The organism is Actinopolymorpha alba DSM 45243, from assembly GCF_000373925.1.
GTDB lineage: Bacteria > Actinomycetota > Actinomycetes > Propionibacteriales > Actinopolymorphaceae > Actinopolymorpha > Actinopolymorpha alba.
On record NZ_KB892826.1, the window covers coordinates 1 to 15370 of the forward strand.

13 protein-coding genes and 1 pseudogene are annotated in these 15370 nt (G+C 67.6%); 7 read left to right on the forward strand and 7 right to left on the reverse strand.

From position 1 onward, the window contains the following. Window positions 1-427 precede the first annotated feature (427 nt). A complete protein-coding gene (locus B141_RS45025) occupies window positions 428-2311 on the reverse strand; it encodes an ABC transporter ATP-binding protein (protein ID WP_020580343.1) in 1884 nt (627 codons plus the stop codon). After that, on the reverse strand, window positions 2304-4139 hold the full coding sequence (locus tag B141_RS45030) for an ABC transporter ATP-binding protein (RefSeq protein ID WP_157181599.1): 1836 nt from the start codon (window positions 4137-4139) through the stop codon (window positions 2304-2306). Before B141_RS45030 ends, B141_RS45025 begins: the two co-directional genes overlap by 8 nt. 172 nt (window positions 4140-4311) lie before the next feature. Between B141_RS45030 and B141_RS0137695 the strand changes: the two genes are divergently transcribed. Continuing rightward, on the forward strand, window positions 4312-5328 hold the full coding sequence (locus B141_RS0137695) for a hypothetical protein (protein ID WP_020580345.1): 1017 nt from the start codon (window positions 4312-4314) through the stop codon (window positions 5326-5328). A gap of 251 nt (window positions 5329-5579) precedes the next feature. On the opposite strand, the gene B141_RS45035 is transcribed toward B141_RS0137695, so the two are convergent. After that, window positions 5580-6623: a methyltransferase gene (locus B141_RS45035; protein ID WP_202806062.1), complete on the reverse strand. Its 1044-nt coding sequence runs from the start codon at window positions 6621-6623 to the stop codon at window positions 5580-5582. A 230-nt stretch (window positions 6624-6853) separates the two neighbouring features. On the opposite strand from B141_RS45035, the gene B141_RS45040 reads away from it, so the two are divergent. Continuing rightward, window positions 6854-7999, forward strand: coding sequence for an ankyrin repeat domain-containing protein (locus B141_RS45040; RefSeq protein ID WP_020580347.1), 1146 nt, complete (start codon window positions 6854-6856; stop codon window positions 7997-7999). Here B141_RS45040 and B141_RS0137710 read toward each other — a convergent pair. Next, entirely contained in the window at window positions 7991-9010 is a 1020-nt protein-coding gene (locus B141_RS0137710) for a phosphotransferase enzyme family protein (protein ID WP_020580348.1), read from the reverse strand. The genes B141_RS45040 and B141_RS0137710 overlap by 9 nt on opposite strands. A gap of 64 nt (window positions 9011-9074) precedes the next feature. Between B141_RS0137710 and B141_RS0137715 the strand changes: the two genes are divergently transcribed. Together B141_RS0137715 and B141_RS0137720 are read left to right on the forward strand one after the other, a co-directional pair. Continuing rightward, complete coding sequence (locus tag B141_RS0137715) at window positions 9075-9569, forward strand: GNAT family N-acetyltransferase (RefSeq protein WP_157181600.1); 495 nt, start codon at window positions 9075-9077, stop codon at window positions 9567-9569. Then, complete coding sequence (locus B141_RS0137720) at window positions 9566-10486, forward strand: aminoglycoside phosphotransferase family protein (RefSeq protein ID WP_063828714.1); 921 nt, start codon at window positions 9566-9568, stop codon at window positions 10484-10486. Before B141_RS0137715 ends, B141_RS0137720 begins: the two co-directional genes overlap by 4 nt. Here the strand turns inward: B141_RS0137720 and B141_RS0137725 are convergent. Then, window positions 10473-11444, reverse strand: coding sequence for a TauD/TfdA family dioxygenase (locus B141_RS0137725; protein ID WP_157181601.1), 972 nt, complete (start codon window positions 11442-11444; stop codon window positions 10473-10475). The two genes, B141_RS0137720 and B141_RS0137725, sit on opposite strands and share 14 nt — an antisense overlap. Before the next feature lie 417 nt (window positions 11445-11861). On the opposite strand from B141_RS0137725, the gene B141_RS45045 reads away from it, so the two are divergent. Beyond that, a complete protein-coding gene (locus B141_RS45045; RefSeq protein WP_020580352.1) occupies window positions 11862-12434 on the forward strand; it encodes a hypothetical protein in 573 nt (190 codons plus the stop codon). A gap of 74 nt (window positions 12435-12508) precedes the next feature. On the opposite strand, the gene B141_RS0137735 is transcribed toward B141_RS45045, so the two are convergent. Both B141_RS0137735 and B141_RS0137740 read right to left on the reverse strand, forming a co-directional pair. Continuing rightward, the gene (locus B141_RS0137735; RefSeq protein WP_020580353.1) at window positions 12509-13009 is read right to left on the reverse strand and encodes an anthrone oxygenase family protein; all 501 of its coding nucleotides are present in this window, start codon (window positions 13007-13009) and stop codon (window positions 12509-12511) included. 35 nt (window positions 13010-13044) lie between these two features. Continuing rightward, the gene (locus B141_RS0137740; RefSeq protein ID WP_020580354.1) at window positions 13045-13917 is read right to left on the reverse strand and encodes an NAD(P)H-binding protein; all 873 of its coding nucleotides are present in this window, start codon (window positions 13915-13917) and stop codon (window positions 13045-13047) included. Between the two features lie 45 nt (window positions 13918-13962). Between B141_RS0137740 and B141_RS0137745 the strand changes: the two genes are divergently transcribed. Next, on the forward strand, window positions 13963-14904 hold the full coding sequence (locus tag B141_RS0137745) for an AraC family transcriptional regulator (RefSeq protein WP_020580355.1): 942 nt from the start codon (window positions 13963-13965) through the stop codon (window positions 14902-14904). A gap of 270 nt (window positions 14905-15174) precedes the next feature. Continuing rightward, window positions 15175-15370 (forward strand): annotated as a pseudogene (locus B141_RS48495) (HNH endonuclease); the annotation flags it as partial.

Below are 15370 nucleotides of genomic sequence, written 5' to 3' on the forward strand. Positions count from 1 at the left end.
ACTTCGCCGCATCCTGCGCAGGCGCCCCGCTCGCCGTGGTGAAGGAGCACATCGAGAACCAGAAGCATCCCGACCGAGGCAGACAGCGCAGACCCGTGCGTCCGTGCAAGTCACCCCGGCTTTAAGAAGCGACTCCACCCCGGGCCTGAAGGCCCGGGGTTCCTCGCTAGATCCTGCTGAAACCGATGGCCCCCGTGACCGAAATGCCGGCAGCGTCCATAAGACGCGCCGCGCGCCATTTGTACACCTTCCGCCGACCCTCGTGATCACCGGGGGCCCCAGCCGTAGCGGCCGAAATGATCACGTATACCTGGTCATTGCCGGCCTCATGTGGTGCCGATGCCATGTGAGGCGGGTACAAGCCACGTATACGTGATCATTCGGGTCTCAAACCGAGCCGTGGGCGCGGGCCGGCGTTCCGGGCCGCTCAGCGGTAGGCCCGGGCCTGCATCTCGAACAGCTCGGAGTAGCGGCCATCGAGCGCCACGAGCTCCTCGTGGGTGCCGACTTCGGCGACCTGGCCGTCGATCATGACCACGATCAGGTCTGCCATGCGTACGGTCGAGAACCGGTGGGACACCAGCACCGTCACCCCACCGGTCTCCCGGGCGGCGATCCGCGACGCCTCGGCGAACCGCTCGAACAGCACGTGCTCCGCCTCGGGGTCGAGCGCCGCCGTCGGCTCGTCGAGCAGCAGGAGCAGCGTCCGATCCCGCATGAACGCCCGGGCCAGCGCCAACCGCTGCCACTGCCCGCCCGACAGCTCGACCCCGTCGGTGAACTTCTTGCCGAGCTGGGTGTCGAGCCCCTTCGGGAGCTTCGCGATCACCGGCTCCGCGTCACCGCGAAGCAACGCCGTCTGGATCGCCGCGTCATCCGCCAACCGGCCGGAGTCGCCAATGCCCACTACCTCGCGTGCTGTCAACTCCCACTTGACGAAGTCCTGGAAGCCCGCGGACATCCGCTCCCGCCAGGCGGTCGGATCGATGGTGCGCAGGTCGACACCATCGACCAGCACCGCGCCCCGCGTCGGGTCATACAGCCTTGCGAGGAGCTTGACCAGGGTCGTCTTGCCGGCGCCGTTTTCACCGACCAGCGCCACCGTGGACCCCGCCGGGAGGAGGAGATCGACGTCCTTCAGCACCAGCCGCTCAGATCCGGGCTGTGCTTTCCCGGGGGCGACCCCGGACCCCGGCTGTGCTTTCCCGGGAGCGACCCCGGACCCCGGCTGTGCTTTCCCGAGGGCGACCCCGGACCCCGGATAGCTGAACTCGACTCCGGTGAGGCGGATGCCCTCCCGAAGTTTCGCCGGGGCAGGCTCGCGACTGTCGGCCCAGGAGTTGTCGTGGGCGTACCGGCGCAGCCAGTCGTACCGACCGAAGCTGCGCAGGATCTCGCCGAGCCAGTACGCGTTACCGGCGATACCACCGGCCAGTTGGTCGACCTGCGGGGCCACCAGGATGACGAGTACGACGTCACCAGCGGCGAGCCGGCCGCCCCGCGCCATCCAGATCGCCCAGATGATCGCGGCGGTGAAGCACAGGCCGAACACAACCCGGACGCAGCCGTCAAGCACGGCGCCCGCGCGTACCGCGCCCACCTGCACGCCGAACAGGTTGTTCTGGAGCGAGATCAGCCGATCAACCAGGACCGAGCGCAGACCGAAGACGCGGATCTCGAGGCCGTTCCGGGCGTCCTTGGAGATCTCAATCAGCCGGTCGATCACCCGCGCGGTGGGTGCGGTCTTCTCGATCGCGTCCTGAAGTCGCCGGATGCTCGCGTAGGAAGACCAGACCCGCCCGAGTCCGAGCACTGGAAGCAGCAGGAGGAGCGGGTGCACCGACCCGAGCAAGGTCAGCACCGCAATGGTGTTGGCGACCGTGCCGGTGATCCACAGCAGCATCTCGAAGCTCACGCCGAGCTTCCAGGCATGCTCCCGGATCAGCTCCACCCGGTCGGCCACCTCGGGTCGCTCATGGTGGACGATGCTCGGGATCGACGCGGTGACGTCGAGTACGTCGCGATAGATCTTGCCGGCCACGCGTTCGGCCGTCGTGTCCTGCACAGGTCCGGTGATGACCATGCCCACGAAGCTCACGGCGAACCCCGCCAGGATCACGCCGATACCCCAGGTGATCGAGGACGAGGCGTGCCCGGTGAGCCCGTCGACGAGCAGCTTCACCCCGAACGTCTGTGCCGGTGCGGTCACCGCTTGGAGAACCGCGAAGACACACTGGCCGATGACGAGCAGCGGCGCCGCCTGGAACGCCGTGGTGACCCACAACCGCAGTGCGCGTACGGAATCAGGCATCGACCGCACCTCCTTCGACCAGGTATCGCTCCGCCTGTAGCTCGAACATCGCGGCGTACCTGCCGTCGAGCGCGAGGAGCTCCTTGTGAGTGCCGCTCTCGACGATCTGCCCGCCGTCGAGCACGCAGATGCGGTGCGCGTCGCGAACGACCGAGAAACGGTGCGAAATGATCAGCGAGGTAAGGCCGGAGGTCAGGTCGAGGTAGCGTTCGACCAACTCCGCTTCGGCCCGCACGTCTAGCGCCGCGGCCGGCTCGTCGAGCACCAGCACGCCGGCGCCCGCATCGACGGCGAACAATGCCCGGGCCAGCGCCACCCGCTGCCATTCCCCTCCCGACAGGTCAACCCCGCCGTCGTACGTCTTGTCCAAGACGGTGTCCCACCCCGCCGGTAGGGCCTCGATCACGTCGGCGATGCCGGCCTTCGTCGCGGCGACCGAGACGGCCTGCGAGTCGTTGGCGTGTTCGGCTGATCCGAGAACGACGTTGTCGGTCGCGGACAGCGGGAAGCGCAGGAAGTCCTGAACGATCGCGGCAACCCTGCGTTGCCAGGCCGAGAGGTCGAGGTCCTGCAGGTCGACGCCGTCCACGGTGATCCGGCCGCTGGTCGGCTTGTAGACGCCCGCGAGCAGCTTGACCAGCGTGGACTTGCCGGCGCCGTTGACGCCGACCAGAGCCAGCGCCTCACCCGCCGGGATTTCCAGGTCGAGGTCCTTCAACACGTCGACCTCGGCTCCCGGATAACGAAAACCCACGCCCTCGAACCGGACCGCCTCCCGCGGCATGGACCCGACCGGACGGGGCGCCCTGGTGGCCGCCGAGATGGGCGCTGAGATAGCCGCCGACTCCGGGTGACGTTCCTCGATCACCTGCGGCAGTTTGCGCATGGCGACGTACGCCGTCAGGCCACGCTTGACCTGCACCGCGGCGTACCCGTTGTAAGACATGCCAACCGCGAGGATCGCCGGCACCGCGGTCGCCACCTGCGTGAGTGGCAGGTCTCCGGCCAACGCGGCCCGGCCCACCAACAGGATCGCGGCCGAGTGCGCACCGAGGTGGATCAATGCAACGGCTGCGGCCTTCACCGTGCCGCGTCGCCGGGCCCGCCACACCGGCTGGATCGCGTCGAGCCATACCGAGGCGTAGCGTTGGACCAACCATGGACCGAGGCCAAAGACCCGCAGCTCCTTGGGCGCGTCCTTCATGCCGAGGTTGAAGAGATACCACGCCCGGCGCTGCCCCTCGGTCAGCCCCCACCAGGAGTCGATCTCGCCTTCGACGACCCGGCGACGGTGCCATTCCATCAGGAACGTCACCGCCGCGAGCCCCACTGCCAGCGGCCAGGAGAACATCCGTCCGACGAGAATCGCCGATCCGATCAGTGTGAGCCGGCTGGACACCAGGTGCGGCAACTCTCGCAAGCCGATCCCTACCTGGTAACCCTCCTTACCTTTGGCCCGCAGTTGTTGGTCCTGGACTTCTGTGTCTTCGAGGTGCCCGATCCGGTGCGGCGCGAGCAGTGGATCAGTGACCTGTACGCCGATGTCGCGCGCGACCCCGTTGGCCATGCTCCATTCCGCGACCTGCCGGATGGCGGGCAACACGCTCTGCACGATGAAGGTCGCCAACAGCGCGGCGAGCAACCAGCCGAACGTCACCATCGACATCGCATCCGCCTGATCGGCCACCACACCCGGAACCGCGCCGACGACCTGGCCGACAAGGTAGGTGAGAAAGACCCCGATACCAGCGGAAACAATTGCGAGAGTGAACGTCAGGACCGTGCTCCCACGGGCGACCCGGTAGGCATACCCGATAAGAGTGAACACGTCGGCGACGATAACGAGACCCACCGACAGGCACCACGAGATTTACCGTCGATCAGGCGTACAACCACCCACAACCATCCCGGCGGCCGTCGATGCGAGGCGTCACGACCAGATCCGGAAGTGGAACGCCGGTAGCCCGCATGCCTACCCGCAGGTGCGGGAAGGTGTGCTGATGGTCGAGAGCTACGACGCGGCGCGGATCCGCACGCCCCACAAGGTCGATCGCCTGCTGATCGAACCCTCGCTGCGGCCGGGGAGATTCGACAGCCTCATGGTGGACTGCCCGGCGGTCTACTCCGACCAGGGCGAATTCCTGATGACCTACGTCGGTTGGGACGGCGTCGGCTATCAGACCGCGTTGAGTCGTTCCCGCGACCTTCTGCACTGGGAGCAGGGCGAACTCATCCTGCGCCGGGACGAGCGGCACCCCTACCGGCGCTACAACGCCGCACTGACCTCGATCGTGCGTGACAACCGCCTGCACTCCGCCGGGCAGGTGATCTGGATCGACGGCCGCGCGGTCGGCACCTACCACGCCTATCCTGAGCCCGGCATGGAAACCGGCCCGGCGATCATCGGTTTCTGTACGAGCGCGAATCTCACCGCCTGGCGGGATATCGGATCAATCCTGCGTCCTGAAGACGGCGGCGCCTGGGAGCGGGGCGGCCTCTACAAGTCCTGGCTGCTCCGCCATGACGGTCTTTACTACTGCTTCTACAACGCCAAGGATCGTACGGAGGGGCCGTGGCGTGAGCAGACCGGGTACGCCGTCTCAGCTGACCTGATGCGCTGGCGCCGCCCACGGGAAACACCGGTTATCCCGCATGGCGGGCCCGGGGATTTCGACGAACGCTTCGCCTCCGATCCGTGCGTACTCCGCGACGGCAGTTTCTGGGTGATGTTCTACTTCGGGTTTTCCTTCGACGGGCACGCCCGGGAGAGTTACGCCACGTCGCGCGACCTGCACACCTGGGCGAAGAGCGGCGAGATCCTCGTCGACGTCGGGCCGGTGGGATCGGTGGATTCGACGTACGCGCACAAGCCGGCGATCATCTCCCACGACGGCCGGCTGCATCACTTCTATACCGCGGTGAGCAAGCAGGAAACCATCGACGTCGACGGCTACCCACTGAAGGAGCGCCGCGGCATCTCCGTCGCCCACTCCGACGCGGCGGGCGGTCTCGCATAGTGGGCGATTCTCCGACCAGACCAAGATCAAGTCCGAGAGACTGTTCACCGCGGCGGCTCGCGGTGAACAGTTTCTCGAACTTGATCTTGAACGGCTCCCAAGCCGCTGCAGGATTGACGGTTGACGACCCGCCACCTCGGCTCGAAACTCGGTGGCGTTCGCCACGACGCTGCCGGCACAGGCGCTGCATGGTGAAGTGGGCTGGCTGACGGTGCTCGGTGGGGTACTCCGTCAGTCGAGCGCCGTGCCCCTCAACGGGCGCGGCACTCGACGACGAAGCGGCCAGACGGCTGGCGTCCGGAGGCGACGACAACGAGCCCGGAGCGCTGGGCGAGCTCCCGGAACTCCACCAGCGGGTGGTCGCTTCCGCCCACCAGGACCAGCTCCGGAGACAGCTCGCCCGGGCTGTCGTCGGGTGAGACACCACCGATCACCACGATCCGCCCGCCGGGACCGGCCGCCTCGGCACAGCGGGACAGGATCGTGACCGTCTCCTCGTCCGGCCAGTCATTGAGAACCGAGCTGAGGAGGTAGACGTCCGCGCCGGAGGGCAGCGGGTCGAAGAAACTCTGACCGATCGCGGTAGCGCGATCAGACACCCCGGCTGCCTCGAACACCTCGGCCGCGCGCGCCACCGTCCTTGGGAGATCAACCAGCGTGCCGCGGACCTCGGGATGGACGCGCAGGATCGCCGCGAGCTTCGCGCCGGCGCCGCCGCCGACGTCGACCACCGATCGCACGACCTCCCAGTCGCCGTCGAGCAGGATCTCGGGGTCAGGTGTGCCGTGCCCGGCCGGCCCCATCGCCGCGTCGAACGCTGCGGCAAGGTGCGGGTGCGCGTCCAGGTCCTCCCAGAAGGTCCGGCCGAAAAGCTGGTGGTAGGCCGGCTTGCTGGTACGAACGACCGTGAGCAGGGTGCTCCAGGCGTGCGCCATCCGGCCACCGAGTCCGTCCAGGTCGAGGAAGAGCCGGCGGCCCGGATCGAGGAGCTGCCGGGCGGCGACGTTCAACCCGAAGCGCCCCGGCTCGGGTTCTTTGAACATGCCCACACTGACCAGATGCCTGAGTACGCGGCCCAGCACATCCGCGTCACAGCCGGCGGCCGCGGCCAGCTCACCGATCTCGGACCGGCCATCGGCGAGGTGCTCCGCGATCCGCAGGGTCACCACCACGTGCACGGACCATGGCGTACGGAAGTCGGTCATCCGGTCGAGGTCCACCTCGACGTCTTCCTGCTCTGGCATCACGCTTTCCTGCTCTGGCATCACGCTCACCGGCTCCGTCGTTCTCGCCACGTCATGTCCCGCGTGAGCATCTCACGCAGGAGGGACAGGCCGAGCTGGCCGCCCGCGCTGGAAGGGCTGGCGGGTCGGGCGACGGGCGGTATACCGTTGAGGACGCGCTTCGGGGCGCATCCGGTCCGCGGAGAGGGCTCAGCCCACCCGAGCGCTCCTGCAGTGGCGATTGGTTCCCTCCTTTTCCGCCCGACCACGCGGACATCGGGCTTCCAGAGAAGGAGGCCTCCGTGCCACCACGTCCACTGCCCGACAACCCCAACCTCGAGCACCTGAAGCATCAGGCCAGGGCGCTCCAGCAGCGGGTCCGCATCGCCGATCCTGACGCGCTCACGCTGGTCCGTGAGTTCGATCCCCGTGGTGTGTCCGAGACCGCAGGTCCGAGCGCGTACGCGGACTTTCCCCTCAGCCAGGCCCAGCTGGTGATCGCCCGCGAGTACGGCTTTCCCGGTTGGCGGCAGCTGCGGGAACACCTCGACATCGTTGCGGCGTACTCCCGGTCGCCCCAGCCCGTCGATGAGCTGCCGGCCGGGGCCGCCGGCGATCTGGCAGCGCTCGCAACCCACTTCCTCAACCTCGCCTGCCTGACCTACACCCGCGATACGCCTGGGCGCGCGGACCAGGCGTCCGCCCTGCTCGCCGCACACCCGGACCTCGCGACGGCCACCCTCCACACGATGGCAGCCGTCGGCGAGATCGAGGGCGTACGCGAGGTGCTGGCGCGGGATCCCGAGCAGGCGCAGCGCGCGGGCGGCCCGTTCGACTGGGAACCCCTGCTGTATCTGGCGTACTCCAGGCTGGGCGATACCGGGCCCGGCCGGTCGGCGCTCGAGGTGGCGCGGCTGCTGCTTGCCGCGGGCGCCGATCCGAACGCCGGCTACCTGTGGCGCGGGATGCCGTCGCCGTTCACCGCGCTCACCGGCGCGTTCGGTGGTGGGGAGCAGGACCAGCCACCACATCCCGACTCGCTGGCGCTGGCCCGCCTGCTCCTCGAGGCGGGCGCCGACCCCAACGACAACCAGACGCTCTACAACCGGATGTTCACCCCGGTGAACGACCATCTGGTGCTGTTGTTCGAGTTCGGCCTCGGCACCGAGACCGAGAGCCCGTGGCGGCAGCGCATGGGAACGCGGTATCCCTCGCCGGCACAGATGCTGCAGGAGCAGCTGCGTTGGGCGGCCGACCATGGGATGGTCGACCGGGTACGCCTATTGCTCGATCATGGCGTTGACCCGGACGGCCTCGGTTACCACCCGATCTTCGGCGACCGTACGGCGTACCAGCTCGCCGTGGGCGCGGGACACCACGAGATCGCGCGGCTGCTTGCCGATGCCGGAGCGGCCACCACGGTCGACCCGGAGATGGGCTCACGCTGATCCGAGCACCGCGTGCGGGTTGTCAAGCAGCCATTGACCGATGCCCAGGAACGCGAGGCGGGACGGATTCCGGAGCTGCCGCACCGGATCGGCCGCATAGCCCAGGATCGCGGCGTGGTAAACCGGAATCGCCGCGGCGTAAGGCACCAGCGCCTCGCGTTCCCGCGCGGTCAGCGTGGTGTGCGCGGCGTCCTCGTACTCCCCTATCAGCCGCGGGACGTTCTCCCATTCGAACTCCTCCGCCGCGCCGGCACCGTCTCGGCGGGGTATCAGCCAGGCGAGGGCGTACGCCAGGTCGTGGATGCGTGGCCGTCTCGCGGCGAACCCGAAGTCGAAGTAGACCGGCTTCCCCGCGGCTGTCAAGGAGAAGTTGCCTCGCCTGACATCGCCGTGGACAAGGTGATGTGGGAGTACCGACGCCGGCACCCACCGTGCGCGCAGCGCACCCACCACCTGGTGAGTGCGCTGCACAACCTTGGTGGCTTCGGGATCCCGCTCGACGGCCTTGGCAGTCACCGCCAGCCAGCGCCGTACCGATCCAGGTGGCGCGTAGGTCGCGACAACCGGCTTCGGCACCGCGATGTCGAGGCCGGTCAGCGCGCGGTGCAGCCGCCCCATCGCGCGAAACATCCAGAAGTACGACGCCCAGGTGTCCTCGGGCACCTGATGCGGAACGTAGGTCTCCAGCTCCGCAAGCCTTCCCCGACATGTCAACACCGCCTTGCCGCGCCAGGTGTGCGGCTCGCCGATCTGGAGACCGCCGGCCAGCAGACTACGGCGAAGCCCTTGCAGAGCAAGGATTCTCTGCCGCGAGACGAACGATTGGTGCACCCTCAGCACCAAGCCGACCGAGTGCAGCCGGAGATTGAGGGACATCGTGCCGCCGAGTGTGGTCACCTCCGAGCCTGGTGCGACGGCCGCGACCAACCTCCGCACGTCGGGGTCGTCGGCTGCCATCACGTCGGGATCGGCAGGGTCATCGGTCCACCACATCCGCATCCGCTCGCTCATGGAGGCGAGCGTGCCGGTTCGGCGTCCGCCCCACCACCGGATTTGCCGCGCTAGCGTGCTCGTCATGGCGGACATGACGCAGGGCCCGGAGGCCCGTCCCGCGAGGCTCCACGACGCACCAGAGATCATCCGGCTCGTCTCGGGGATGTTCGCCGAGCTTGGTACGACAGACGCCTCGGCGCAGTGGGCTGCGGAGGTCGAGGCGGCGTTCCACGAACGACTCTGGAACGACGTCGGCGCGTTCGTCGTGGACTCCCCTGCGGGTGATGGCCTGGCCGCGATGGCGGTGGGAGTCGTCCACACCCGCTTTCCCTCACCGCGACGTACGAACAGCGGTGCCGGCTACCTCGAATGGGTCGGCGCCGCGCCGCGCTGGCGCAGGCGGGGATTCGCCCGTGCCGCGACGTCAGCTCTCGTCGCCTGGATGGTCGAGCGTGGTGTCAGCATCATCGACGTCCACGCGAGCGACGTCGCCGCGCCGCTCTATCGCTCGCTCGGATTCTCGGCCAGCGGTCGAGCACTCCGCTGGCGGGCCCCTGACGGTCCGGACGCGCCGTGACTTCGCCATCGGCAATTCCGCCATCCGTGGTCGCCGCCGCCGCGGGCCGACCCGACGCCGTACTCCTCGACTGCGAAGTCGAGCGCATCGACGGCGGGACGGGTGCGGCGACGGCCGGCGTGGCCCGCGTGACGGCGCGAGTGAGGTACGCGGGGAATGTCCACCCGATCGTCCTTGTCCGCAAGGCGTTCCAGCCTCTCACCAGCGGGCCGCACGCAAGCGCGTCCACCGACCCGCGGCACTGGGCATACTGGCGCAGGGAACTCCTGGCCTACCAGGCATCGCTCCTGCCCACCGGGCCGGGACTCGCGGCGCCGCGCTGCTACGGCGTCGCCGGCAACGAGATCTACCTGGAGTACGTCAGCGGTCCGGCAGAGTCGCCCCACCTTGCCGGCCGGCGGCTGGGAGCGTGGCAGGCGAGTACGCCGATACCGGAGCTGCCGTGGTTGGCGGGACATCAGCTCGCGCAACGCATCGCTGTCAGTGAGCTGGACTGGACGACCGTGCCGGCCGACCCGAGGCTGGTCGCGCTCTGGTCCCGTCGCCACGAGCTGCTCGCCAAGCTGCGTGGCGTGCCGACGGTGCTCAGTCACGGCGACTTCCATGCCGGGAACCTCCGCGCCTGTGCAGACACAGAAGACACCGTGGTGTTCGACTGGGGGACGCTCGGGATCAGCCCGGTGGGTGCCGACCTTGCGCACCTCGCCTTGAGCAGCTTCGACGATCTGGTGGATGACTACCTGGCCGGGGCGGCTGGATGGTTCGCCTCTGACTCGGTCCGCACCGGCTACGAAGTGACACTGGCGCTGACCGGGGCGAGCCGCCTGCACTGGATGCTCTCCCGTGGCGTCCCTGTGCCGGACGGATACGCAGACTTCGTGTGCGGGAACTTGAAGAAGCCTGTTAGCGGAGGATGAACTTCTCGCACGAGAAGAGCACTTCGTCCGGGTCGTCGACGGTGCTTCGCAACGCTGTCAAGTCGCTCCTGACGTACGCGCGCTTGAGGTGGCGCCGGCCGGTGACCGCATCGCGGGAGTGCAGCCCGCGCCGGTTGGAGATGATGAGGCAGTCACCCGGGGCGATCGCGAGCGAGACGTGTGGAGATCTCGACAGCGTGTGCCGGAAGGTTTCCAGCGCCTGCTGGGCTTCCTCGTCCCAGCGATCCGTCATGGTGCTGTACTCCGCGCAGGTCACGTCGTACCATCCGGTGCTCTGGCTGATCAACGGACGGCGTTCGGTGTAGATCTGCTTTCCGCCGAAGACGTGGAAGGACTCCGGTGTCGCGAACCTGAACCTCGGCTCGCTGAGTATCCGCCAGGCATCCTCGTCAAGAATGTCGAGAACGCCGTCGAGAGTGGTGTAGAGGGTATGACTCTCCGCCTCGTTCACCAGACCCAGCAAGGCTATTCCCTCGGCTCGGTACTCCGGCGAGAAGACGGCGTCGTCGGTATGCCAGCCCAGGTGGACACGACCGGCGTTCGAGTTGGAGTTTTCCTTCCCTGGAATAGGGATGATGTCCTGCACGAGCGCGCCGGCGTTCTGCTCCTCATATCCGAAGACCCGCTGCCCGGCCAGCTCCAGGAAACCGATGAGCAGGAGATCGTTCGCGATCCCGGTCGACCTGTTCCTGACGTCGACAACCGGAATACCAGTCACGTGTACCGGGGTGCCGACCGCGTTCGCACAGGCCTCCCGCACGGCCTCCAGGGTGGCCTCGTCGATGAATCTCTCGGCCCGCTCCACCGCGAGCTCCGGCCACCTGGACTGCGGGGCGGCCGTCTCGACGATCCAGGTCGCCAGGTCGACGCAACGCTTGGGCCATTCGTCCAGTTTCGGGCCAACCTGCGCCCGAAGGTCGAGTCGTGTCAACGACATGACCATCCTCCTCGACTCGCCAGATATGACAGGTCGCGGTTCGAATAGGAATTTCAGTGGACTCCACGTTGAGACCCGCGCCGGACAACCAGAATCCGGACCTAACGACTACGCCACCTCTCACCCGAGGCAGCGAACGAACGACGGTCAGAAGCTGTGCTGCGCCGCCGACACTACCGAATAGGGCCCAAGCTTAATGCGGTTCTCCACCCTCAATGAGAGAACTCTCACGGACCAGTCAGGAAGCCGCACGGTCTGCCAGGCTACTGCGAGATGGCACACGGAAATACACCGTCGGGGGTCCCCGAAATGTCTGTAACCCAGCCAGTCCGGACCACGGTAACGGTTGGCCGGCAGTCCTTTCTTCGGATCCCTGTCCGCACTCATTGGCTCGATGCGCACGAGGATCTGACTGAGTTGGTCGTCCGGTACTGTGCCGACCGGCAAGCCGGCGACACCATCACGATCAGCGAGAAGGTCGCTCTGCTTTTGACCGGGCGGACCGTAGCTGTCGACGACATCGCAGTCGGATGGACGGCTCGAGTTCTTTCAAAGTTCATTCGACCGCAGTTTGGAGGCGCGCTGGGGCTCGCGGTCCCGGCGAAGATGCAGTACGTCATGAACGTCGTCGGCAAAACGAGGGTGTTCGCCGCCGCGGGGGCCGCCGCGTTCACCAGACCATTCGGCGTTCACGGAACGTTCTTCCGGCTTGCTGGCCCGTTCGCTCGGGACGTCGACGGCGGGGTTTCGCCGTACGAGACTCTGCTTTTCCCGCCGTTCGATTCGGACGAGGCCGCCATCCTCTGCGCCCAACTCGAGGAAGCGACCGGGGTCGGGGTGGCCATCGTGGACATGAACGACTTCGGTGGATCGATCCGCGCGGTGTCCCCCAAGTCCCGGTCAGCGGCGGAACTCGCGGACGTACTCGCCGACAATCCTCATCGCCAGAAGTACACGAGTACGCCGTTCCTCATCATCCGGCCCTGCTGAGGCACGCCCGCGGGCCAAGGCCCGCAGGGCGGCCCCGCAGGCCAGGCCCGGCCCGGCGGGCCCAGCCCGCCGGTCTACCCACGAGCGACGAGCGCACCGACGAGGCAGCCGAACCCGGCCGTCGCGGCCACCGCCCGGACGACGTTCCAGCGGACCCAGGTCCCTTCGAACCCCGCCCGCGCCGCGGCCAGGCCGGCGTCACTGTCGGTGTCGGTGTCGCCCGCCGCCTCCAACTCGTTGTTGAGGGGGACGTTGACGCGAGCGGTGACGCCGAGCACTCCCACGCCGTACAACACGAGCGCCGCAACAATCCACGGCAATGCCGGCCGACCGGCGCTGGCGAGGTGGAGCACCGCCGCCAGCGCCGTGAAGACCAACGCACCAAGGAAACTCGCGAAGAACCAACCGTTGATGATGGCGACATTGATCCGCCGCATCACGGTGACGAACGCGCGATCGTCGGCCTGCGCGAGCCCGAGCATGACCGAACACGCGTACGCGTAGAAGAGTCCCGCTGAGAGACCCATCGTTATGGTGGCGGCCACCAGTGCTGCCATCCGCGCCAACTCGAGCATCGCAACCCTCCGTCTGCGTTATTCAGCGGTCTGCGTTATTCAGCAGCCCAGATGCCGGCCTCGGCGGCGGCCCGCACGTACGCGCTGACGTCCCGGGCCGGGCGGCCCAGCACGCGTTCGACGTCGTTTACCACGTGCGTGTTGCGCCCGTCCAGCACCGTGGTGAACAGGTAGGTCAGCAGCTGGATGTACTCCGGTGGTACGCCGTGCTGCGTCAACGCGGCCGCGTATTCATCCACCGACACAGGTACGAAGCGGATCGGCCGCCCCGTCGCCGTCGCGATCTCGCCGATGGCATCGGCGAACGTCAGCGACCGGGGGCCGGTCAACTCGTAGAGCTGCCCCGCGTGCCCGTCCTCGGTCAACGCGGCGACGGCGACGTCAGCGATGTCCTCGGCGTCCACGAACGGCTCACCGACGTCACCCACCGGAAGCGCGACCTCACCGGCCAGCACCGGCTCGACCAGGAAGCTCTCACCGAAGTTCTGGGCGAACCACGCCGCCCGCAGGATCGTCCATTCCACTCCCGAATCCCGCACGTGTTGTTCGCAGGCCTCAGCTTCCTCCTCCCCCCGTCCGGCGAGGAGGACCATCCGCCGTACGCCGCTGTCCACCGCGGCCTGGGTGAACGAACGGATGGTTGGCGACGCACCCGGCGACGCCAGGTCGGGGTAATACGCGACGTACACCGACGTCACGTCTCGTAGCGCCGGCGCCCAGGTGCTCTGGTCCTCCCAGTCGAACGGCGGCTCGGCCGAACGGGACCCCACGCGTACCGGCAGACCGCGCGCCTCGAGGCGCCGAACCACCCGGCTACCGGTCTTGCCGGTGCCACCGAGAACCAGGATCTTTCCGTGTGTGTTCGCTGTCATGGTGCCAGTGAACACCGCCGGCTTGAGACGAACCATGGCTCAGATGCTCAGGTGCATGCGCAAGCGTCTAAACTCACCGGCATGGATGCTCTGGCCAGCCTTCTGCGCGGACCGCAGGCACGCGGTGCGTTCCTGCTCCGCTCCATCCTCGACCCGCCCTGGTCACTCCGCATCGAGGACCGCGCGCCCCTCACCATGGGCGTAATGGTCCGCGGTGAGGCCTGGATGGTCCCCGACCACGGCGACGCCCAACTCCTGCACCCCGGCGACGTCGCCATCTTCCGCGGGCCAGATCCGTACACCCTCGCGGATGACCCCGCCACACCGCCGCAGGTGATCATCCATCCCGACCAACGCTGCGCCACGATCGACGGGGACGACCTGACCCAGGCGATGGATCTCGGCGTACGCACGTGGGGCAACAGCGCGAACGGCAAGACGGTGATGCTCAGCGGTACGTACCAACTCGAGGGTGAGGTCAGCCAGCGCCTGCTCGCCGTCCTGCCGACGGTGCTGGTCCTGCGGGCAGACTCGTGGTCCTGCCCCCTCACACCGATGCTCGCGGAAGAGATCACCAAGGACGACCCGGGCCAGGAAGTCGTACTCGATCGCCTTCTCGATCTCCTGCTCATTTCCGTACTCCGCACGTGGTTCTCCCGCGCCGAGGCACCGGCGTGGTACCACGCCTACGGTGACCCGTTGGTGGGCCGTGCCCTGCGGATGATCCACAACAACCCCGCCCATCCGTGGACGGTGGCCGCGCTCGCCAACGCCACGGGGGTTTCCCGCGCGACGCTGGCGCGCCGCTTCACCGAACTGGTCGGCGAACCCCCAATGGCGTACGTCACCAGCTGGCGGTTGGCGCTCGCGGCCGACCTGCTGCGCGAACCCGAGGCCACGATTGGGGCGGTGGCGCGGCAGGTGGGGTACGGCAGTTCCTTCGCTCTGAGCACTGCCTTCAAGCGGGTTCGAGGGCTCAGGCCGCAGGAACACCGGAGCCGCGCACTGGGCGACTCCGGTTAGCGGGTTTGGCGGAGCGTAAGTGGGGCCGAGGATCCCCGCTTTCCGTCGGCGAGGGCGCGACGCCACCGGTCGGGCCGCCGTCGGAGCAGGTCTGCCGGCCAAACAGCATGCTTGCCGGCCAAACATTGTGGAGACTCCGAGGGCCTATAACACCCCGGAGTTTCCACACTCATTCAAGGCCTCTGGGTGCCGCAATCTCCTTGTAAACAAGGCGTTCCGATGGCCGTCGCTGGTTGCACATCATGATCGTGATCGGCTAAACTCGAACGTATGAGCGACGACGATGGTGTGCGGATCTCACCACTCCCGCCCGGGTTTGCTGAGATGCTTCCCGGTCCGGCGTTGGCGGTGGCGTTCGCTGCTGTTGATCAGTCAGCGTGTAATGGTTACGAGTTGGGTGAGCTGGTTCGTGCCGCGCGGAAGCTCGCTCGCTGGGCTGAGTACCTGAGTCTTGGTGCTGTGAATG